Source organism: Halalkalibacter hemicellulosilyticusJCM 9152 (assembly GCF_000513115.1).
Taxonomy (GTDB): domain Bacteria; phylum Bacillota; class Bacilli; order Bacillales; family Bacillaceae_D; genus Halalkalibacter; species Halalkalibacter hemicellulosilyticus.
On sequence record NZ_BAUU01000012.1, the window covers coordinates 92,480 to 115,001 of the forward strand.

Annotated in this window: 21 protein-coding genes, 2 pseudogenes and 1 riboswitch; of the genes and pseudogenes, 6 read left to right on the top strand and 17 right to left on the bottom strand. The window is 36.2% G+C overall.

Going from position 1 to position 22,522, the window contains the following annotated elements:
• Window positions 1-3 precede the first annotated feature (3 nt).
• Window positions 4-1,809: a sensor histidine kinase gene (locus JCM9152_RS09090; protein ID WP_035343387.1), complete on the bottom strand. Its 1,806-nt coding sequence runs from the start codon at window positions 1,807-1,809 to the stop codon at window positions 4-6.
• 17 nt (window positions 1,810-1,826) lie between these two features.
• The gene (locus JCM9152_RS09095; protein ID WP_052015795.1) at window positions 1,827-2,828 is read right to left on the bottom strand and encodes a BMP family ABC transporter substrate-binding protein; all 1,002 of its coding nucleotides are present in this window, start codon (window positions 2,826-2,828) and stop codon (window positions 1,827-1,829) included.
• 175 nt (window positions 2,829-3,003) lie between these two features.
• Window positions 3,004-3,118, top strand: a riboswitch (TPP riboswitch).
• A gap of 125 nt (window positions 3,119-3,243) precedes the next feature.
• On the opposite strand from JCM9152_RS09095, the pseudogene thiC reads away from it, so the two are divergent.
• A pseudogene (thiC, locus tag JCM9152_RS09100) lies at window positions 3,244-5,015 on the top strand (phosphomethylpyrimidine synthase ThiC).
• Between the two features lie 59 nt (window positions 5,016-5,074).
• On the opposite strand, the gene sda reads toward thiC, so the two are convergent.
• The 3 genes from sda to JCM9152_RS09110 form a co-directional block, all read right to left on the bottom strand.
• Complete coding sequence (sda, locus tag JCM9152_RS21825) at window positions 5,075-5,227, bottom strand: sporulation histidine kinase inhibitor Sda (RefSeq protein ID WP_158318429.1); 153 nt, start codon at window positions 5,225-5,227, stop codon at window positions 5,075-5,077.
• Between the two features lie 173 nt (window positions 5,228-5,400).
• The gene (locus JCM9152_RS09105; RefSeq protein ID WP_035343390.1) at window positions 5,401-6,048 is read right to left on the bottom strand and encodes an MOSC domain-containing protein; all 648 of its coding nucleotides are present in this window, start codon (window positions 6,046-6,048) and stop codon (window positions 5,401-5,403) included.
• A gap of 219 nt (window positions 6,049-6,267) precedes the next feature.
• A complete protein-coding gene (locus JCM9152_RS09110) occupies window positions 6,268-7,554 on the bottom strand; it encodes a glycoside hydrolase family 18 protein (protein ID WP_035343391.1) in 1,287 nt (428 codons plus the stop codon).
• Between the two features lie 114 nt (window positions 7,555-7,668).
• Here JCM9152_RS09110 and JCM9152_RS09115 point away from each other — a divergent pair, with 114 nt between their 5' ends.
• Window positions 7,669-8,541 carry a dimethylarginine dimethylaminohydrolase family protein gene (locus JCM9152_RS09115; RefSeq protein WP_052015796.1) on the top strand — a complete coding sequence of 291 codons (873 nt, stop codon included), beginning with the start codon at window positions 7,669-7,671 and terminating at the stop codon, window positions 8,539-8,541.
• Window positions 8,542-8,734: 193 nt separating this feature from the next.
• Window positions 8,735-10,081 carry an amino acid permease gene (locus JCM9152_RS09120; protein WP_035343393.1) on the top strand — a complete coding sequence of 449 codons (1,347 nt, stop codon included), beginning with the start codon at window positions 8,735-8,737 and terminating at the stop codon, window positions 10,079-10,081.
• Here the strand turns inward: JCM9152_RS09120 and JCM9152_RS09125 are convergent.
• From JCM9152_RS09125 to JCM9152_RS09145, 5 genes are all read right to left on the bottom strand, one after another.
• Complete coding sequence (locus JCM9152_RS09125; RefSeq protein WP_035343395.1) at window positions 10,068-10,697, bottom strand: LysE family translocator; 630 nt, start codon at window positions 10,695-10,697, stop codon at window positions 10,068-10,070. The genes JCM9152_RS09120 and JCM9152_RS09125 overlap by 14 nt on opposite strands.
• A gap of 113 nt (window positions 10,698-10,810) precedes the next feature.
• The gene (locus JCM9152_RS09130) at window positions 10,811-11,092 is read right to left on the bottom strand and encodes a hypothetical protein (RefSeq protein ID WP_035343400.1); all 282 of its coding nucleotides are present in this window, start codon (window positions 11,090-11,092) and stop codon (window positions 10,811-10,813) included.
• A 365-nt stretch (window positions 11,093-11,457) separates the two neighbouring features.
• The gene (locus JCM9152_RS09135) at window positions 11,458-12,339 is read right to left on the bottom strand and encodes a hypothetical protein (protein ID WP_035343402.1); all 882 of its coding nucleotides are present in this window, start codon (window positions 12,337-12,339) and stop codon (window positions 11,458-11,460) included.
• Window positions 12,336-12,866 (bottom strand): RNA polymerase sigma factor, encoded by a 531-nt coding sequence (locus tag JCM9152_RS09140; protein ID WP_035343408.1) that lies wholly within the window; start codon window positions 12,864-12,866, stop codon window positions 12,336-12,338. The genes JCM9152_RS09135 and JCM9152_RS09140 overlap by 4 nt, the downstream gene beginning before the upstream one ends.
• 233 nt (window positions 12,867-13,099) lie before the next feature.
• Window positions 13,100-13,405, bottom strand: a complete 306-nt coding sequence (locus JCM9152_RS09145; RefSeq protein WP_052015797.1) for a hypothetical protein — start codon at window positions 13,403-13,405, stop codon at window positions 13,100-13,102.
• 137 nt (window positions 13,406-13,542) lie between these two features.
• On the opposite strand from JCM9152_RS09145, the gene JCM9152_RS09150 reads away from it, so the two are divergent.
• On the top strand, window positions 13,543-13,968 hold the full coding sequence (locus JCM9152_RS09150) for a CBS domain-containing protein (RefSeq protein WP_035343413.1): 426 nt from the start codon (window positions 13,543-13,545) through the stop codon (window positions 13,966-13,968).
• A gap of 130 nt (window positions 13,969-14,098) precedes the next feature.
• On the opposite strand, the gene JCM9152_RS23665 is transcribed toward JCM9152_RS09150, so the two are convergent.
• Window positions 14,099-14,233: a hypothetical protein gene (locus JCM9152_RS23665; RefSeq protein ID WP_260505923.1), complete on the bottom strand. Its 135-nt coding sequence runs from the start codon at window positions 14,231-14,233 to the stop codon at window positions 14,099-14,101.
• 245 nt (window positions 14,234-14,478) lie between these two features.
• Between JCM9152_RS23665 and JCM9152_RS09155 the strand changes: the two genes are divergently transcribed.
• Both JCM9152_RS09155 and JCM9152_RS09160 read left to right on the top strand, forming a co-directional pair.
• A complete protein-coding gene (locus tag JCM9152_RS09155; protein ID WP_035343415.1) occupies window positions 14,479-14,892 on the top strand; it encodes a DUF4395 domain-containing protein in 414 nt (137 codons plus the stop codon).
• 14 nt (window positions 14,893-14,906) lie between these two features.
• The gene (locus JCM9152_RS09160) at window positions 14,907-16,151 is read left to right on the top strand and encodes an MFS transporter (RefSeq protein WP_035343417.1); all 1,245 of its coding nucleotides are present in this window, start codon (window positions 14,907-14,909) and stop codon (window positions 16,149-16,151) included.
• Window positions 16,152-16,385: 234 nt separating this feature from the next.
• Here JCM9152_RS09160 and JCM9152_RS09165 read toward each other — a convergent pair whose 3' ends face one another.
• The 6 genes and pseudogenes from JCM9152_RS09165 to JCM9152_RS09190 form a co-directional block, all read right to left on the bottom strand.
• The gene (locus tag JCM9152_RS09165) at window positions 16,386-17,249 is read right to left on the bottom strand and encodes a 5'-3' exonuclease (protein ID WP_035343419.1); all 864 of its coding nucleotides are present in this window, start codon (window positions 17,247-17,249) and stop codon (window positions 16,386-16,388) included.
• An 82-nt stretch (window positions 17,250-17,331) separates the two neighbouring features.
• On the bottom strand, window positions 17,332-18,813 hold the full coding sequence (zwf, locus tag JCM9152_RS09170; RefSeq protein ID WP_035343422.1) for a glucose-6-phosphate dehydrogenase: 1,482 nt from the start codon (window positions 18,811-18,813) through the stop codon (window positions 17,332-17,334).
• A 299-nt stretch (window positions 18,814-19,112) separates the two neighbouring features.
• The gene (locus JCM9152_RS09175) at window positions 19,113-19,805 is read right to left on the bottom strand and encodes a class I SAM-dependent methyltransferase (protein WP_035343423.1); all 693 of its coding nucleotides are present in this window, start codon (window positions 19,803-19,805) and stop codon (window positions 19,113-19,115) included.
• 565 nt (window positions 19,806-20,370) lie between these two features.
• A pseudogene (locus tag JCM9152_RS24285) lies at window positions 20,371-20,445 on the bottom strand (YjcZ family sporulation protein); the annotation flags it as partial.
• Window positions 20,446-20,663: 218 nt separating this feature from the next.
• The gene (locus JCM9152_RS09185) at window positions 20,664-21,293 is read right to left on the bottom strand and encodes a CAP domain-containing protein (protein ID WP_035343427.1); all 630 of its coding nucleotides are present in this window, start codon (window positions 21,291-21,293) and stop codon (window positions 20,664-20,666) included.
• A 203-nt stretch (window positions 21,294-21,496) separates the two neighbouring features.
• Window positions 21,497-22,483, bottom strand: a complete 987-nt coding sequence (locus tag JCM9152_RS09190) for an aldo/keto reductase (RefSeq protein ID WP_035343428.1) — start codon at window positions 22,481-22,483, stop codon at window positions 21,497-21,499.
• Window positions 22,484-22,522 lie beyond the last annotated feature (39 nt).

The following is a 22,522-nucleotide window of genomic DNA, read 5'->3' on the forward strand; positions in this document are numbered from 1 at the left end:
TATTTATCCCTCCTTCATTGGAAACCGCACTCGAAAAGTCGTCCCCTTTTCAGAGCTTGATTGTAGTTCAATATCACCATGATGATTTTGAATAATTCTTTTTACAATGGTCAATCCCAATCCTGTTCCATTTTCTTTAAATGTTGAAAAAGGCTCAAAAATATAAGGCTGATTTTCTTTAGGGATTCCACAACCATAATCAACAATATAAATATCATACTGACCCTCATTAATTTCAGAATAAATATGAATGGTCCCTTGGTTATTCATCGATTCGCTACTATTACGGATCAAATTATAAAATACTTGCTTAATTTGCTTAGCGTCTAATTCTAATGGCACTCGTTGTAAGTCAACATCAATATTGACATTCTCTGATTCAATCTTTTGTTTCATTAAAGGTATGATCTCATTAATGACATCGTCTAAAAAGCATGTTTTAAAATGAGGTGCACTCGGCTTTGCTAATAAAAGCATCTCTTCAATAATAAAATTAATACGTTCAAGCTCCTTCATAAGTAATGGCATACGATATTGTATTTGCTCTTCACTACTTAGAGACTGATTCATGAGTAGCAAAAAACCATGGATGACTGCCAAAGGATTTCTAATTTCATGCGCGGCTCCAGCAGCCATTTCACCGATCACAGCTAGTTTTTCAGATTGATGAATTCTCTGCTCCAGTTGCTCCGTTTCTGTAATATCATTGAAATGAAAAATCCTTCCAATCATTACTCCTTCAACGTCATGAAGAATCGATTGTGAAACAAGAAAAAAACGTTGTTCCTTCCCATTTTCAAACGATACTTTTCTATTTTCACAAACCTTCTCTGACTTTAATATATCCCAAAACTTCTTGTTTCTTGATGTATTTGGTATAGACGACACGTCTGCTAAAAATCTTGCCTCCTCCCCCAAGAGACGTTGAGCTGCTTTATTTAAAGAAATTTGGCTTGATTCATGATCAATTGTCATCATTCCTATCGGCAATGAATTGACGATTTGTTCACGATATTGTTTATCATTAATGATCGTTTCAAACGATTCTTTTAGCTTTAGTGACATTTGATTAATCGAGTTTGTTAATTCATCTAATTCTACTTGATTATTCGTATTTTGAAACGTTAAACCATATTGACCATATGCAATACGATTAACCTTCTTTATAAGTAATTCCATCGGTAATGTTAGACCGTTACTAATTCGATATGATATGTAAATAGATGCGATAATGGCTATAATCGTCACAATCGTTAGTAAAGCCAATGAAGTCTCAATAATATGAGTAAATTCCATCGATTTATTCTGTACTTCTTGATAGTTGATGACTTGATGCAGATCCACTTCATCTTGTAAATAGTGTAATTCCTCCAAATATGTTTCTTCTAAAAAACGTTCTGCAGACTCCATATCATCGAAATTTAGAAAACCTTGTAACTCATTACGGATAAGAAAATCAAGTAAGTCCATTTCTCTAGCTAACGTTCGCAAGGAATCCGGTACATCAGCAAGATTAATTTCTAATTGATTGCTAGTCATAATCTCATTATATTGATCGACAATGTCACAACAACTATCTGCCGACAACGTCTCGTAAATTAATTGCTCTTTATTAAATAATTCACGTTCCCAATGACTTAATAAAATGACCGCAGGAACACCCTGATCTCTAAGTTCAAGACTTACTTGATTGACATCCTTAATCGACTGAACAAGGAGCAACGATAATCCACTTAATACGAGTGTAATGATGAGGAGGGCAGATAGGATCTTCGTTCTAAATGTCATACGATTTAACAACTTATTCATTCCAACCTCTCCTCAATTTAAAAAGACAGTTCCCCTCTTTTATAACGTTCTATTTCCTCATGTATAAACTCAAGCTCTTCTTCAGTAAACATCGCTCCAAAAGGGGACAGTCCTGTTACTCCATCCTCATCTGATAATAGTACGCTACCAGCTGGTAAGCCTTCATCACTAAAGTAATCATTCATAATCGACATGTACACTTGTGGAATATCGTTCATGACATTTGTCAGGACATGATTAGGTGCTAAATAACTCTGATCCTCTAAATAACCAATTACATAAAATCCTATATTTTTAGCCATATGGATAATATCAGGATTATAAGCATTTCCTCTCGAGTAAACGACGTCGACTCCTTGTTCCAATAAATCTTCCATGATTTCAACTGCCTTTTCCCCATCGTCACGACTATTAACTGCTTCATAATAAAAGTTTGCTTCTGGTAAATAATATTCTAATGCGTTTATAAATTCAATATTACGTTCTGAACCTTCGAATGGATCAAGTATAGCAATATTGTTTGTTTTCGTTTTTAGAGATGCTGCCAATGCAGCGAAATATTCAAATTCACCTTGGTGAAAGGAATATGCCGTTTGGTTTGATAGATGAGCCTCTCCATGAACCGTAACAAAATGAATATCCTCATACCATAATGCCATATTCTCAAACGGCTCAGAAAATTCTCTTCCATGACCAATAATAAGATCAGCACCCCAATCAGCAGCTTGAACAATGGTTTCAGTTATTATTCTATCATTCTTAACATTTATGTCATCATACAAATTCACAGAAACAGGAAAATGTTCCTCAATCTTTAATTGACCTTTATAAGCTAAGCTGCCCCAGCTTTGATCACCTAACACATCCGAAGTAATAATTACTACTTTTGTACGCTCTACATTTGTACTCGCTTGAGTATCCTGTAATACTCCATACACACGTAGAAAAAGGACTAGCAGTAGGGTAGCAGCTAGAACAATAGAAATAAAAATAATGTATCTTACTTGTTTAGTCTGCATCATAACAGCCCCCTCTTTCCTTATTTTCTTATCATACCGAATAAATAGACTTAATGCCATAATCAAATTACTTTTTTCTAGTCATTTCGACACTAACCTAAGTAAGCTTATATGATTTTAAAAAACACTTTCCAATAAAATCCTCATGTGTTACAATGTGCGTAATTAAATATTAATATTTAACTAGGGGAGTCCAATGAGTTGGGCTGAGAGGGGAACGCACTGAAGTTCCTTGACCCTTGGGACCTGATCTGGATCATGCCAGCGTAGGGAAGTTAGTTGTGTGCGTACATATATTATATTTGCGTATTTAGCTGGGTCCATCTACTATTGATGAACTCAGCTTTTTTGCTTTCGTTCGTTGTATGGTGCAATCGGTCTCGACTATTACACTAATTAAAAAAGGAGAGATTCGATGACTACCCGATTAAACGAGCAAGTAATGTCTATCAAATCCAATTTACCAGGAAGTAAGAAGGTGTATGTTCAAGGAAGTAGAGAGAGCATCCAAGTGCCAATGCGAGAGATTTCCTTAACTCCTACGGTTAAGGAAGATAGCGAAGAACATAATGAGCCCCTTCGTGTATATGATTCAAGTGGGCCATATACAGATGAGAATGTTACGATCGATATCGAAAAGGGATTACCACCTATACGAGAACAATGGATACTAGAAAGAAACAATGTGGAGTATATTGAAGGAAGAAAGATAAAGCCTGAGGATAACGGATTAAAAGAAACCGATCCAATCATTAATGCTTTTCCTAAAAAGACTAATAACGTATTAAAAGCAAAAAAAGGGGAGAATGTCACACAGCTTCATTACGCCAAAAAAGGGATCATCACACCCGAAATGGAATTTGTTGCTATTAGGGAAGGCTTAACTCCAGAGTATGTTTGTGAAGAAGTGGCAAAAGGACGTGCCATTATCCCGGCAAATATTAACCACCCTGAAAGTGAGCCGATGATAATCGGTCGGAATTTCCATGTGAAAATTAATGCTAATATTGGCAATTCCGCCGTTTCCTCTTCTATAGAAGAAGAAGTAGAAAAAATGACATGGGCCACTCGTTGGGGAGCAGATACCATTATGGATCTATCAACCGGGAAAAATATTCATACTACTCGTGAATGGATAATAAGAAATTCTCCTGTACCTGTTGGAACAGTCCCTTTATACCAAGCGTTAGAAAAAGTAAAAGGCATTGCAGAAGATCTAACGTGGGAAGTGTATCGTGACACACTCATTGAACAAGCTGAACAGGGAGTGTCCTATTTCACCATTCATGCGGGTGTTCTCTTACGCTATGTCCCTCTTACCGTCAATCGAGTAACGGGAATTGTTTCACGTGGTGGTTCTATTATGGCCCAATGGTGCTCTATCATCACGAAGAAAACTTCCTTTATACACATTTTGAAGAAATTTGTGAAATTATGAAAGCGTATGATATTGCTTTCTCACTAGGTGATGGCTTGCGCCCGGGTTCAATTGCAGATGCAAATGATGAAGCTCAATTTGCCGAGCTTGAGACGCTAGGAGAATTAACAAAAATCGCTTGGAAACACGACGTACAAGTAATGGTTGAAGGACCAGGGCATGTGCCAATGAACCTTATTAAAGAGAACATGGATAAACAATTAGAAGCGTGCCAGGAAGCTCCATTCTATACGTTAGGTCCATTAACAACAGATATAGCACCAGGTTATGATCATATTACTTCGGCAATTGGAGCCGCTATGATTGGTTGGTTTGGAACAGCCATGCTTTGTTATGTTACACCGAAGGAACACCTTGGATTACCTAACAAAAATGATGTAAGGGAAGGTGTTATCACATACAAAATTGCCGCACACGCAGCAGATCTTGCTAAAGGGCACCCAAATGCACAAAAAAGAGACGATGCGCTTTCAAAAGCACGCTTTGAGTTTCGCTGGCATGACCAATTTCACCTCTCTCTTGATCCAGAGAGAGCCATTGAATTCCATGATGAAACGTTACCAGCAGAAGGTGCTAAAACGGCTCATTTCTGTTCCATGTGTGGCCCTAAGTTCTGTAGTATGAGAATTTCACATGATATTCGAAAATTTGCTGATGACAATGATTTAACGACAACAGAAGCCATTGAAAAAGGGATGAAGGAAAAAGCAAAAGAGTTTAAAGAAAAAGGCAACCAAATTTACCAATAACCATTTATGGAAGTCTACAAAGGATCATTAGCTTTGTAGACTTCCACTATAAATTGATTTTATTTTTGATCTAATTTACGTCTTTGAAGTTCATTCTGTATAAGTAGAATAAATTGTGGGCTAATTTCTTGTACTCTACTAGCTTTTTCGTACAAATCAAGTAGGTCGTCATTATCAATTTTCCAAAAAGTATGTGTCATTTTTTTAGTCATTTGCCTCCTCCTACTTGAATTAAACATTTAGTTTACATAATATCATTATAGTAATCTATAAACTAAAGTTCTAATTCTCTCTTTTGTCGATGGGTAAAAAAAACTATCGATTTTTGATTAATTATGTATATATTACCACCTTAGACAAAGATATAGTAGAGACTTTTGTCTGATTATTTTTTCCGATTTATTTTATTCATTAACGTTTTTTTCCAAGCGTTTGATAGCATTGGGCACTTCAATAGCTCGTTCACTTTCTTCTCATCAGTTTCTTTGCAATAAGTAGTCGTATTAACTTCTGCGACCGTAAATTGGGAGCCTTTTTTTTGTAATTGAAATGGTGATTCCCTCGAGACTACTCCTTCCTGTATCACACGAACATAATAGCCAGAATAACCTGTTTCTTGAATATGCAATGGTAATTGTTTTATGCCATGCTTTAAGGCTACTTTAAAACACGGACTTCTCGGTTGACTTACCTCTACTACAGCTTCTCCCCATAAAAATTGATCTCCTATACAGACGAGTTCTTCTGTCAAGCCTTGTATTGAAACATTCTCACCAAACGCACCATAATGAAACGATTGTTTATATCTATTCTCCCAGTATGGCAAATGATCTACGGGATATATACAAACAGCTTTATCTACACCTCCATGATTAATAAGATCTGCTTGCTCGTCCCCTGCTAAGTTGTGCTTAAATAAAAATACATCCTGATTCCCAATTGATTCTTTCATAATTCCTGAATTTGTTACTTTCTTACTTTTGTCCGAAATGACTTTGACTTTTCCAACATTAACAGATTTAATCATATTCATAACAAACGCTCCCATCCTTCTATTATGAGTCCACTGAAAAAGCACAAATTAACTTTTTCAGTACCTTTGATTTGCCAAGCAATAACTTCACTCGTTGCTTAAAGGACACCAAAAAAGTTAAAAAACAAACTTTTTCCGTGCCCTTTTCTATTATCAGTAGTTTACCATAAAAAATGGATCACTTTACGATAATTACATGTAAAATGACCCATCTTATCGTTAACGCTTTACAATTTGAAAACGATCCGCTAATAATAACCAATTTTGTGGAAATGCCAAACCTAACTTCCAATAACTGATTCCTCTAAGTTGTAATCGTTTAATTAGATCAAATTTCGCCTGAATGGATCTAGCATCCTCGAACCAAACTTCATGCTCACTTCCCTCTTCATCTGTATAAAAATAAAAAGGAGCCTGTGCATCTTCATCAAATTGAATCGCTACTTGGTATCGCTGCGCTCTTTGAATGGCCTCTTGTGGACTAATAGCTTCCGCGTAGTCTCCACCAGGTACAAAAGGGAGAGTCCAATCATAGCCATATAAATTTTGTCCTAGCATAATCTTATTAGCTGGCATTTCTGTTAATGCATATTGTACAACCTCTTCGACTGGACCGATCGGCGACACCGCCATCGGAGGTCCTCCTGAATAACCCCACTCATAGGTCATTAAAACGACAAAATCTACAATTTCTCCATGAGCCCGATAGTCATGGGCTTCATACCATTGTCCAGGTTGATCTGCTCTCGTTTTTGGTGCTAATGCAGTCGAAATTAATAGGCCATTTGCTCGAATTCTCTCAGCTGCTTTTCTTAAAAACTGATTGTACGCCTCTCGTTGATCTCCAGGTAAAAACTCAAAATCAAAATGAATATCCTTATAGCCTACACGTAATGCCTCTTCTATAATTGTATCTAGTAATCGATCTTGAACTTCTTCACTTTGTAAAATATCTACAGCTAATTCTCCACTAAATTGACCATCTTCGAGATTCGTAATAACCATCATTAATGAAGCGCCTGTCTCTTCAGCTATTTCTGGAATTCCATTTAGAGGTTGTGGATCTAAAGAACCATCTCTGCGTGCTTCGTAACTAAACGGAGCTAAATATGTTAAAAAACGTCCAACATTTCTAGCACTTATCAAAAGCTCCTCACTAACGGTTTCTCCAATTGGCTCAATATAAGCATTCGATTCTATTTCTCGTTTTGTTAATTCTGGGATATATAGCCTCATTCCAACTTGAAGTGGTTGTTGTATAGATAGCTCATTGATATCTGCTAAGAACATATAATCAAGTCCGAATTGACGACTAATTGACCACAAACTATCTCCTAGCTGAACCCAATAAAATTGTCCGACAATCGGAATCACAATCGATTGACCAATAACGAGTTGGTTAGGGTCTGGAATTTGATTTGCCTCTACAATATCCGTTACAGAAGATTCATAAGCTTGTGCGATATTCCAAAGGGAATCACCTTGTTGAATCACATAAATTTGCATAGTTCCTCCTTACTTACAGCTATATTTTTACTATTTATATGAACAGATAATTTGTCTCATGTATTTTAGAAAATTGGTTATATTATAAACAGGTCAGAAAATGGGAGGATAAGCATGTCAATTTTTAATAAAAGGCCTACATTACCGTATTGTCAAACGGAGTATGCCCCCTTACATACGGTCGTTCTATGTGAACCTAAATTTATGACCATCCGCGATGTCATTAATGAAACCCAAAAGAAATTTATGAATGAAGGAATTCATATTGAACTCGCCTTAAGACAGCATAAAGAGTTTGTTAAGCAATTAAAGAAACAACAGATTGAAGTCGTATTGCTTCCACCAGTACATCTCTTTCCTGAACAAGTATTTACAAGAGATATAGGATTTACAATAGGGCATATCGTATTCGTAGCAGAAATGGCACACAACATTCGACAAGGTGAAGAAGATTTACTTAAATCATGGTTACATGACCAAAAGATCTCTTATTATAATTTACTTGGTGATATGATTGAAGGTGGAGATGTCATTATTGATGGCAAAACTATTTATGTGGGGATAAGTAACCGTACTAATCAAAATGCGATCCATCACCTGCAAAAAATAATGCCAAACTACGAAGTCGTTTCAGTCCCCTTTACGGAAAAATATTTACATTTAGATTGTGTCTTCAATATCATTTCACCTACAGAAGCTCTTTATTATCCAAATGCCTTTTCAAAAAAGGAGTATGATTTTCTTTCTCAGCGTTATGATTTAATTGAAGTATCTGAACAAGAGCAATTCACACTAGGTACAAATGTATTATCGATTGGGCGAAAAACCTTGTTTAGCTTACCTATTAATCAACAAGTGAACCAAAAGCTAAGAGACCGTGGTTATACGGTTATAGAAGTTGATATTACAGAAATCATAAAATCTGGTGGTTCTTTCAGATGCTGTACGTTACCTATTCGTCGTGAAAAAGGGACTATAGATGAATGAAAGCTAGGAGAATCAGCCACTGCACCCTCAATGTTTCTCATTCGGGGTGCTTTTTCGTTTACCCTAAAACAATAAATATCATCAAAACCAGACCCATTTTCATGTCTCCATTACCTAATCATTTTTTAACTTCTATACATAAACCTTTCACGTCATTCAAACACTATAACTGTGAACCAGAGGAGGACAAAAGATGGCAACTAAAAGCGAAAAACCATTAGCCTGGTGGCAATTATCTTTACTTGGAGTCGCTTGTACAATAGGTACAGGTTTTTTCCTTGGATCAAGTATCGCCATTAATATGGCAGGACCTTCTGTTTTAATAGCCTATATCATCGCAGCAATAGGTACATACTGTGTATACGAGGCACTTTCTAAATTAATGATTAACGATCCACAAAAAGGGGCTTTTCGCTCATATGCTAAAAATGCATATGGCCGTTGGGCAGGATTTAGTAGCGGATGGGTATATTGGTCATCTGAAATGCTGATTATAGGTAGTCAATTAACGGCTATATCTATTTTCACTCAATTTTGGTTTCCAAACGTACCTTTATGGGTTTTGGCAAGTATTTATGCCGCGCTTGCATTATTCGTTATTCTCATTGGACCAAAAGGATTCGATCGTGTAGAGAATCTACTTGCTATATTAAAGGCAGCAGCGATTGTTATGTTTATAGTATTAGCCATTTTAGCTCTTTTTGGGTTATTTGGTCGTAATGATGCAACCATTACGGTTCCTCGTACAATAGCTAGTTTGTTTCCAAACGGAATAACTGGTTTACTTCCTGCTCTTATTTTTGGCTTCTACGGATTTGGTGGCATTGAGATCATGAGCTTACTTGCCATTCGTTTAAAAGATATGAATGACGCACCTAAATCAGGAAAAGTCATGTTAGTTCTATTGATCGTTATCTATTTATTGTCTTTAAGCTTTGCGATGCTCATGGTGAAATGGAATGAAATAAAAGTGGACGAAAGTCCTTTTGTCACAGCGTTAAATCAATATAACATTGTGTATGTACAGGATATTTTCAATGGGGTGTTTATTATAGCTGGTTTTTCAACAATGGTTGCCTCTCTTTTTGCAGTCATCAGAATTCTTGTGACGTTGGCAGAAGACCATGATGCACCTAAGCTTTTTGCCAAAAAAATTAAAAACAAATTAGAGCTACCAGCTATCTTACTAACGACGAGTGGCATCATCGTTTCCATTATTTTGTCCATTTTCATGCCAGATAATATTTATGAATTTGTCACGACTGCCGCGGGCTTGATGCTGCTATACAACTGGTTATTTATCCTTGCTTCCTTCGGGCGAATTCTTCCATTGGAAGGCTCTGAGCAAATAAAACGGATAGTAGGTTGTCTATTAATTATAGCAGCAGTAATCGGTACATTATTTCATCATACGAGTAGACCTGGCTTCTTCATTAGTTTATTATTTCTTTTTGTCATTGCTATCATCACCCTTATCATGAGTCAAAAATGGAAAAAGAAACATTCTGATGATGATACAACTTTGTTTAAAAAACTATAATATCAAGAGCTTGATAACCGAAATATACACCAAAACCAATCAAACTAAACCCAGAAATAATAGCTATTACAAAAAGAAAACGATTCGTTAAAAGATGGCGCATCGTACTTGCTAAAGCAGCCATTGTCAGATCCCAAATGGTAATGCCTAAAAAGATCGCTGCACAATAAAGAATAACATGATACGTATCATTCATCGTTATTGTTTTGGCTATGATCGATCCAAATATTCCAAGCCAAAACAATATCGATAATGGATTAAATAGAGACATAAAAAACCCCGTAGAAAATGATTTAAGTTTGGATTCACGATCTAGCGTTCGCTCCTGTGTCTTTATGCGGCCTGCACTATTAATGCTTTCCATCCCTAGATAGATTAATAGAAAGAAGCCAAATACCCATAAGAACAATTGAACATAAGGAATTTCAATAAATTGCACGACACCAAAATAGACGAAACACATATAAATAGCATCAGCTACTGTTGCACCTAAGCCAACAAGCCAGGAATTCAAAAAACCATTTTTTATACCCCGATCTATTTGAGCTGCATTTACAGGTCCGATTGGAGCTGCAAGTGATAACCCTAAAATAATATAACTAAAAAAGACACTCACCTTCTAAACGCCTCCTTACGAACGAATGGTAGGGACAGCCTATACTGCCTGTACATTCTATTCATGAAAGAAGCGTATTAACACAAAAATTCACTTTTCCCTTTATTTACCTCCTATTCATCTAATTCAATGGTTACTTGTTTTCCTCCTAGTGAAAGATAGGAATACACCTCTACCTCTGCTTTAATCTTCTTCAACCCTTGTAAATAAGGCTTCACTAAATCCTTAAAATCTTCACTAACCCCCTCTTCCTCCAAATGACCATAAACATACATTTTATTACTCGTTTCATCTAAAAGAAATGCTAAATATCCAACAGGCTTGTTTCGATCCGTAACAATATTTAACACATGGGATTGCTCATTGAAATATTCGGGTGAAAAATAAATTTGCACACTGAACCCCTCTTTTCTCAATCAAAAATAACAAACAGCTTCTTTTTTAAGTTGCTACAATCCTCTCTGAATCATGCATATAAATTCACATCATACGTAATGAGGCTAGGGCAGGTTCGTTCCATTGCGCTCTTTTCACAATAAAATAAGGACAACTTCTGAATTAAATTAAGTTACCACACAAAATCCAATCAGAAAGAAGTGTCCTTATGTTTAATAATTATAATATGAATCAGTTAGGTTTGCCTTTAGATTTAGAGGTGAAATGACAAACGAACGACTGGCCGTATGATGAAAAAGCAGATACGTATACATGTCCTTCAATACTATTCTGCTCTAACTAGTTACGTCCCCGCCTCATTTGTTTAATGTAACGATAATTGATCGATCATAAACTTAATTTCATAACCTAACCCTTCATTTACTTCTGCATACTCCTCGAACTGACTCGTACGTATAAACAAATAGCGCTCATTGTGTTCAATAATAGCGACAGACGTACGAATGTCCTCTGATACTGACTTAAACTCACTCACGATTGCTGCCTGATTACTTAGAGAGGTTTCATTTGAAAAGAAGGATTCATCATCTTCGAATTGTGAAAAACCTTCTTGTCTTAACATGTTCTGGTAATTGTCAATTAAGTGATCCAATTCATACGGTTGACGAAAATAAGTTAGTTCAAATAAGATTGGCTCTTCATTATCACCGATGAAATCCGTATAAACTTGATGTCTCGTCATATCTAAGGAATTTAGTTGGTGATAATGATAGTTAACATCATAGTAAGCCGTAAAATAATCATCGTCCATTAGGAAAAAGTCCTTTTCCTCCTCTATTCCTTCTGGATAGAACGTTTTTACACTTGATTCATTCCCCATTCGTGTTTCGTTATGATCTTCTAAATAGCTTTCTGACTCAGCATAATCCTCTTCTCCCATTGACATAAAAATTTCATTATCTAAATCGCTCATTTCGGCATTTGATTCACCAGAAAACGTTCCAGCCATATCGGTAGTAGCTAGTTCTTCATCACCTGCAAATTGATTCATTCCTAGAACATAACCAATTCCAAGCATGACTATTACAAGAGCAGCAACTTGAATTTGTTTAGGAATATAAAAGCGACGTGCCTTTTTCTCTTCCTTTTTTATATAATCCATAATTGACCTTGGATTTGAATGTGTCGGCAATTCATCGTATTGTTCCTTTAGCTGATGAAGCTTTTTCTCTAATTGATCTGTCATAGTTGAACACCTACTTTCTCATATTCCGCCTTTAGCTTTTGCTTCGCTCTTAACATTCTCGTTTTAATCGCCCCTTCTGTCACTTCTAAAACAGAGGCAATTTCTTGATAATTTTGACCATGAAAATAATGCAAAATAATCGGAACTCTATATTTTTCATCCAATTGTTGAATCATTCCGTGTAATTCTTTCGATTCCTCATCAAAATAATCTTCAATAAACGTTTGCTCTTTGGCAAAACGTTGAAACTCAATCGTTTTTCGCTTCATTTGCTGTTCCTTACGGTAAAAGTCTCGAACAACATTCATCGTGACTGTATAAAGCCATGTCGTAAATTTTCCACGATTATGCTTATGGAGAAAACGATATACTTTTAAAAACACTTCTTGCGTCACATCATCAATATGAGTCGGCGACACACCAATTTGAAAGGCAAACTTTTCAACTGTTTTAATATGCATTTCAACTATTTGGCTAAATGCATCGTCATCCCCTTGTTTTGCCCTTAACAACAACTGTTCCTCCATCGTCGTTCCCTCCGTCTACTCAATTAGAAACTCTACATATATAACGAAGCTCTAACACAAAAAGTCACAAAAATACAAAAATCAAATTTTAACAGCTAAAACCTATTCAATAATATGATAGATCAATAACTAACTAAATAGAATAGTTACACGACAAACAAGCTTTAATATCCCAATTAAAAAGTGGGTACTTTAAAAGGACCGAAACCTTTTTAAAGCACCCACTCGTTCTTTTAGCGATTTTGTAAATACGTTTCAATAACTGCTTTCACTCTCTCTAAATCTTTTGTATGAGCTTCAATGATATAATGATCGCCTTTCAAATGAGCTTCAACATCTGAAATGCCTTGACTTTCGATAAACTTCAACACATCCTCAATTGTATCATTTTCTGTCAACAATTCTTTTTTTCCGATATAATCCTCTTCTAAATACACATCATACGTATCATGACTATTTTTTATTGACTGAGGACTTGCATTAAACCGACCGAAAATCGGGAAAAAAATCGTTCCTCTCGAATCACTTGAATAATTCATGTTCTCACCCTTTCTTTGTCTTATTATGTGTGAATATTTACCGTTCTATAAGCTTTTTTCATTGGATATTTTTACTTTTAAATAGAGGGAATATTGTCAAACAATTGAAACATACTGACAAGGAAGGAGGGAATAAAATGAACACGATTTCAGAATGCATGTCAACGAACATTGTGACAATCAATCCCGATCAAACGATTCAAGAAGCAGCTGATTTAATGAAACAGCATGACATTGGTTCCATTCCTGTTGTTGAAGCAGATCAACTCATCGGTATTGTGACAGATCGAGATATTACACTTCGTTCTACTGCAAACGGAGCTGATGCACACGTTCCAGTGAAGGATTGCATGACTACAAATATCACTGTAGCTTCCCCTAGTACCGACATCCATGAGGCAGCTAATTTAATGAGTGAGCATCAAATTCGCAGATTGCCTATTGTCGAAAATAATCAACTAGTCGGGATGGTTTCAATCGGTGATTTAGCCCTTGATCATCAGTTAGTCAATGAAGCGGGACAAACCCTATCGAGCATTTCAGAGCATGAGCATCGATCATAATGGAAAGCAATATCACCCAAGAGTACTCAATACGATTGTTCCACTTCTTCTAAACATACCTCATCAAACATGCTTAAAGACCAACCTAATGCAAGGAAAAGGTTGGTCTTCATCATGCTACTTAAGTATGTTATTGTTTGTTTTTACGATTCTTTTTTTCCTTACGATTTAATTCTTGTGCTTCTGTTTCCTGAGCCATTTCAACATTATTAGGTTGTTCCTGTTGTTGAGCTGGATTATTTTTATTTTTGTTACGCTTAGCCAATCTAATCACCCCCCTTTCGCCTTTTATTATGAGCAATAAATAGAAAATCATTCCTATTTATTCAGACGACTTTAATGGATGACGATTATCAAAGATAAACAATCTTGTTCCAGTTAAAGTCGTATTAGAGGCCAAAGAAGATCGTCAGCTAAGCGTGCATTTATGTGAAATTATCTGTTTGTTTCTTATTGAAGCAAGATTTTCTATCATAATCACGTTATAATAAAGGTAAAGGAGGCATATAAATGGGAATTCCAAAACCACTCGTTCAGACGAATCAAATGTTTATTTTATTAACGGTAGCACTATCATTATTAACAAGCATTTGGTTATTACTAATACCATTAACCATTGGTCTATATACACTTTACTCTAGACAAAACCCTATCATTAAAAACAGTTATCGTTTTCTTAAGCATCCTCATGAAAAGTATGTACAAGAGGATCCTGATCAGCAATATTTTAACCAATGGATTGCGACAATATGTATAGCTCTATCTCTTATCAGCTTCTTAAGTAACCAACCTATATTTGGCTATCTATTCTCAATCATGGTTATCATTGCTTCTGCATTAGCCCTTGGAGGGTTTTGTATTGGCTGTGTCATCCGTTATCGTTTCTTAATGTGGAAACATAAGCGTAATAAACATCAATCCTAGAGAGAAGGACAATTATGCAAGCACAAGCCTTAAATCAAACTAAAAACATTCCAAAGAACGAATCAAAAACGTTGTACCATATTTTATTTATTATTGGATTTGTTCATTTGCTTAATGACGCCATTCAAGCACTTGTACCAGCTATGTTCCCTATTCTCCAACAATCAATGGGTCTAACATTTACACAACTGGGGATGATCGCATTTGCTCTTAATTTAACGGCTTCTGTCATTCAACCAATTGTTGGAACCTATACAGATCGTAACTCATCTCCCTACGCTCTACCAATCGGGTTATCATTTACATTTTTCGGTGTATTGGGCCTTGCATTTGCTCCATCATTTTCTATTGTCATTATATCTGTCATATTTATTGGTATTGGTTCTGCAACTTTCCATCCTGAAGGTTCACGTGTTGCATACATGGCCGCAGGAGAAAGACGCGGACTAGCGCAATCCATTTATCAAGTAGGTGGAAATAGCGGTCAAGCGTTAGCACCAATAATTACAGCAATAGTGTTAGTCCCACTAGGGCAATTTGGCTCTATTTGGTTCACACTTGTTGCAGCGATAGCCATTGCATTACTTTTTTATATTGCCAAATGGTATTCAGCTGAAATGAAGAAAAATGTGAAAAGCATACAATTAAAGAGACATTCGACCGAATATCATCCATCAACAACAACGAGGAAGGTCGTAACACTAGCGATGATTCTTCTCATTTTTCTCGTTTTCGCTCGTTCTCTCTTTCATGCTGGTCTTACTAATTTCTACGCATTTTTTGCCATTGAAACGTATAGTATATCGATTCAACAAGCGCAAATCTATTTATTTTTATTTTTGGCTTTCGGTGCAATTGGGACATTTGCCGGTGGTCCACTAGCAGATCGTTTTGGTAAAAAAACAATCTTGATAATATCTATGCTAGGATCAGCACCATTAAGTTTACTATTGCCACATGTGACACCAGTAATTGCTTATCCTTTAATCTCCATCATAGGCTTTATTATTTTATCTAGTTTTTCGGTCGCAGTCGTCTATGCACAAGAACTTGTTCCTGGTAAAATTGGACTCGTCTCCGGTCTCATTGTCGGATTAGCATTTGGAATGGGCGCTATTGGATCAGTTATACTTGGGGTTCTTGCTGATGTAATTGGTTTAAACAATACGATTTTTATCACAGTTGCTATACCAATTGTCGGTTTGTGCTCATTCTTTTTACCTAATGATCAATGGATTACTGACAATATTCAATCATAGCAACGACCTATTCAGAAACTAAAAAAGCTGGGACATCATGAAAGAGTTAAATTGAAAATCCGAACAATATGCGTATGTATCACCAAAAAAGTTACAAACCAAACTTTTCAGTACCATGCGTAGCAAACAGTTGCCCGCGGAAAGCGAAGTATAGTTCAGGAGCGACTTATGTACACCTCCATCTATTTGTTCGTAAATTCATTTATCAACACACTTTTGTCCCAGCCTCAGCATTTATGGTAAAAATTGATCAATCCCTTTTAGCTCAAGCTTTGTTATCATGTCCATTGCACGTTTACGATCAATATCAAGACACGCTTCTTCTAATTGACATTCTATCGGTACTTCACAATGTATGGTAGCTAATTTATAGCATATATCAATCATTTCACGATCTGCTTCAATTTTTTTGCGTTGAGCTGGTGTTAACGAAGCGACTTGTTCTTTAATTCCCTCTACATGATCGTATTTTAATAATAATTGCAGAGCTGTTTTCTCTCCAATCCCCTTTACTCCAGGATAGTTATCACTCGTATCCCCCATTAGTGCCTTTAATTCAATTAGTTGTATCGGTGTAATACCTTTCTCTATAATGAAAGATTCCTTTGTATACGTATGATAATTTCCGTATCCTTTTTTCAACAATATGACTGACACATGATCATCTAGTAACTGAAGAATATCTTGATCTCCTGTTAATATGAGCACATCATTTTCTTCTTTCAACTGCTTGGCCAATGTTCCGATACAATCGTCTGCCTCATATCCTTCTAGACCAACGTTTGGAATCGTTAATTCTGACATGACTTCTTTAATTAATTCAAACTGAGGAATTAATTCCAATGGAGGCTCGCCACGATTTGCTTTATATGGCTCATAAATTTCCGATCTGAATGTTTTACTTCCCATATCCCAACAACAGATCACATGCGTTGGATGAAATTCATTGATCGCCATAAACAAATGCTTCAGACTCCCATGAATAGCATTTGTCGGCGTCCCTTGACTATTAATCATATAATATCCTGACATAGCTGTTGCAAAAAATGACCTAAACAAAAGAGCCATCCCATCCACAAGCATTACTTTTGGTCTCATCTCATTTCTCCTTCTTTTTGATTTAAGCAAAACAATGCTCTAAGGATTATATTTATTAACCCTTAGAGCATAGTTTTTTACTCTAGTCAACATCATCAACGACTGGCCACCATTGGAATCCATCCTTGGATAGTAAATCATCAGAAGCTTGTGGCCCCATCGTTCCTGATTCATAAATAGCTAAATCACTATGACCATTTGACCAAGCTTGGGAAATGGTATCGATATACGTCCAAGACAAGTCAACCTCATCCCAGTGGGCAAAGTTTGTTGCATCTCCTAGCATACAATCATAAATCAATCGTTCATATGCTTCTGGAGTATTGGCTGACGCATCACTATCATTGCTGTATGTTAATTCCACCGGAATAGATCTTCCAGAGCTCCCTACTTTTTTCCCATTCAAATGCAACGTAATCCCTTCATCTGGCTGGATGTTAATTTCAAGTAGGTTTGCTTTCAATTCATCATTTTCGCTATAATAAAGCTTCATTGGACGATTTTTAAATTCAATGACAATTTTCGTCGACTTTGCCTTCATTCGTTTTCCTGTTCGAATATAGAATGGTACACCTGCCCAACGATGATTATCAATAAGAAGCTTTGCTGCGACAAATGTTTCCGTATTTGATTCAGGATCAACATTCTTTTCACTACGATAACCTGTCACTTCTTTTCCTTTAACCTTACCTGGACCGTACTGTCCACGTACAACGTAATCTTGAATTTGATCAAGTGATAATTTGCGTAAAGCACGGAATACCTTAATCTTCTCACTGCGAATTTCGTTAGTCGTTAACCTAATCGGAGGATCCATTGCAAGCAATGAAACCATTTGAAGCATATGGTTTTGTACCATGTCACGCAATGCGCCAGAGTGCTCATAATAGCCGCCACGATCCTCAACACCAAGCACTTCACTTGAAGTGACTTGTACATTAGATATGTACTGATTGTTCCACAATGGTTCAAAGATCGCATTCGCAAAGCGAATCACTTCAATATTTTGCACCATCTCTTTACCCAAATAATGATCAATTCGATATATTTCATTTTCAGAGAATGCTTCTCTTATTTCATTATTTAATTTCTGAGCAGATGGTAAATCATGACCAAATGGTTTTTCAATCATTAACCTTGTCCAACCATTCGTATCCGTTACTTTTTCTTGCTTCAAATTAACGGCAATCGTGCCAAAATATTGCGGTGACATAGCCATATAGAAAATACGGTTACCTGGTATGTTGTATTTCTCTTCAAGTTTTGAAAGCATTAAATCTAACTTTTGGTACGATTCTTTATTTGTTACGTCAAATGCTAAATAATAAAAATGAGAACGAAACTCTTCCACTAACTTTGGATCTTCATCCTTTAAAGATTCACTAATCACTTCTCGCAACGTTTCATCAGACCATTGTCTACGAGCGACTCCAACTACTGCAAATTCATTTGAAATTTTGCCAGCCTTATAAAGCCTGAAAATAGATGGAAAAAGCTTTCTTTTCGCTAAATCTCCTGTCGCTCCAAAAATAACCATTGTCGTTTTAGGGTAATTTGATTCCATTATTTTGCCTCTCTTTTTCTTTAGGACTCTTTTAAATCTGTATTTAAATGTATCGCACTTTACTATGAAAAATCAACTATTCTGATTTTCATATTCCACTCCATTCCCTTAATAACCAAGCTCACATATAGATTATCAATGATTTAATCATAATTATACGGCCTTTCCTCCATCCTTCTCTTAAAAATCATTCTATTTGTCATGTTTATCGTTTTTTTATGTCTAAGAATTCATTATTATTCAAAAAATGATAAACCGACTAACGTGAATAGTCAAGAGATTTCTGAAAATTTATACTTTTACTCTTTTTGACAACGCCAAATAGCACTGTTCATTTTAGAACGAAATTTTGTTACCAATTGCTCATGCTGTTCTAGTATATCCCATGTTGCTTCATCAATCTCGTCTGTAAGTTGAAATTCACTACCGCTATTTTGAGTTTCGGCAATTGATTCTTCTTCAATATGTGTAAATCCCGATTGCTGAAGGATATTGAACCAATCGTTTTTTTGATTAAATTGTTTAAACCGATAAAATCTTTGTAGTTGTATTAACTCTTCGTCTGTGATTTGATCAGTTAATATCATTTCATGTATGATGAACCTCCCACCTTTATTTAAAACACGATAGCATTCAGAAATAGCATGCTTATCAGCAAAAGCTAAAACCGACTCTGAGAACACAAAGTCAAACGTCTCATCTCGAAATGGCATTGATTCAACTGAAGCATGAATAGCTACTATAGGTTGATTTTTCAATTCGAATCTTGCCTTTGCACTCAGGAGCATTTCCTCATCTTGATCAATAACCGTTATATGACTTTGACTTCTATTATAAATAAATGAAGCACTCACACCGGTTCCACAACCAATTTCTAATACCGAACTCTCTTTAGATATCGATTCTTTTCCCACTAGTCTTTTTGTACTATTTATACCACCTGGATGTGCACTATTAATCGAGAGCTTTTTTAACAAATCGAGATAATTCATCATATCCTCCTCTAACAGTTCTTCATTTTAACCAAGGCTTTTGTACATTTCACTTGACAAATAGGCTTACTCACAATCAATGTGACAGCTGTGTAATAGGATACATGGAGACACTTACTTAAGGAGGGAACGATCATGTCCTATTATGAAATGTGTTGTAAATACAAGGGCCAACGAGTTTGCATTACCGATAAATGCGGAAGAAAACATGTCGGTACTATAACTCATGTCACAAACACTCATGTTTTTATTCAACCTGATAGCTCTCAATTTGGTGGCTTCCATTATGGTTACTGGGGATGGAGAGGCTATCCAATTGCTTTCGGTTTTATAGCAGGACTCGCGCTCGCATCATTGTTTTTCTGGTAAGATAACCTTGCTAACAACAGCTGCTACTTTCCCTTAAAGGAGAAAAACTACTCCTTTAAGGGCTTTAACAACCGTAGCGACCACACAATACTTCGATTTGTCTAACATAAGCCAAATTTCTTGATTGGCATAATTAAAATCCATAGCCGCCATAACCATATGACGGAGAACTACCATATCCAGTACCTAACCAGCTTGCACCAACGATCACAAGCAATATAAATAAAACAACTATTAACGCAAAACCGCCAGAATAACCTGCTGTGCTCATTTTAATCCTCCTTCATTCATTGTTAAAGCATCACTGCTTCACACTCACTAACGTATGAACAAATCACTTCTTCTGATTGGGCGAAACTCCAAAGTAACTAATATGTTTCGACATTCAAAGAGCTTGAGTTCATCTAAATGAAGCGAAACAAAAAGAGATTTCTAGAAGATCATAAATGATTCTTACAGAAACCTCTTTTGAAGTATGGAATTGATTCATTATCGTGTTTGAATAAACATTTGTACCCATGCACTATGATAAAACCCTACCCCAATTGCGTCATATTCGGGCTTAAGAATATTTTCTCGGTGACCAGGAGAATTCATCCAGTCTTGCATCACTTGTTCAGGTGTCGTTTGACCTTTAGCAATATTTTCTCCTGCGGTTCGGTAACTAATACCAAATGAGCGGAGCATATCAAACGGTGAGCCATAGTTAGGGCTAGTATGAGAAAAATAATTTGAGTTAATTAAATCCTCCGCTTTTTTATGGGCGACATGTTTAAGGTCTTGCCTATGTTGTAATGAACGCAGACCGACTCTTGCTCGTTCTTGATTGACTAGTGCTACCACTTGATCTTCAAACGTACTATGATGCGATGCTTCTGGCTTTAAACGAATAACCTCTCCCACATGCATGTTTAATGGCTCTACATCAGGATTCAATCTCATTAGCTCACGATAATCTAAACCATAACGTTGAGCAATAAACCAAAAACTGTCCCCACTCGAAACTTTATAATGTGAGAAGGGTGGTTCATTAAATGTCTGCATTTCTGCATTAGCAAAGCAAGGAAGGCAAATGACAAAAGCCATTGCGACTAAAAAGCTTAGACGTAATCTTTTCATGTAAGGATCCCTCCGCTAGAAGTCTTTTCTTCCTTAGTTTGCCTTCCTCTTCTAAATCAATACATATTGATTCCCTTCGATATAAAGCTTTTCCACTAACAACATATTAAGATTTTAATTAAATACCTATCAAATTCAAAAATTACTGGAGAATATGGATGAAGCATTTGTACTAAAACTCTGTTTTCCAAACTCTCTTTACTTTAGTAAACACCTCTAATATGTTGATGAACTTCTTCTTTGTAGAAAGAGCTAAGCTTTTCCATTTCTTCTTTTGAAAATGGAGCAACGTTAATAGCTTCTAAGTTATCCTCAATTTGTTTGACCGTTTTAAATCCTGGGATTGCACAAGTTATCCCCTCTTGATCGAGAATCCACCTTAGGGCTGCTTGTGTTAATGAACCTCTACCTTCCTTCATCCAATTAACTTTTTCACTTAATTCTACACCTTTTTCAAACGGAAGCCCTGAAAAAGTTTCCCCAACATTAAACGCTGCACCATCACGGTTAAAATGACGATGATCATCACTTGAAAATGATGAATCTTTTGAAAACTTCCCTGTTAATAGCCCACTTGCTAATGGAACCCTAGCTAATATGCCGATTTGCTTTTCAATCGCTTTCGGTAATAAATGTTCTAAAGGCTTTTGACGTAATACATTAAAAATGACTTGTAATGCTCTCACATTCGCATAGTTTTCGATACAATACAAGCCTTCTTCAACCGTTTCAACACTTACACCATAATAACGAATCTTCCCTTCTTGTTGTAATTGATCTAATACTTGAAAGACACTACCTTCTTTTATGATTTCAAAAGGAGGACAGTGAACTTGAAACAGATCAATTTGCTCCCTCTGTAATCGTTTTAGACTTGCTTCACAATAGGCACGAACTTGTTGAGGAGAATACGTTTTTATGTCATGAATATCGCCGGCACGACAAAACTTTGTCGCGATATAAATATTATTCTCTTTACCTTTTGTTGCTTTAGCGATTAGCTCTTCACTATGGCCATCACCATATACATCTGCTGTATCAAAAAAATTAACGCCTAAGTCCATTGCTCGATGCAATCCACGTATCGCTTCTTGATCGTCAGATTGTCCCCAAGCACCACCGATCGCCCAGGTTCCAAAGCTTAATTCACTTATTCTTAAATCAGTACTACCTAGTTGATTATATTTCATTATTTTTCCTCCCTCTATATAACGAAATCGCTTTCTTTT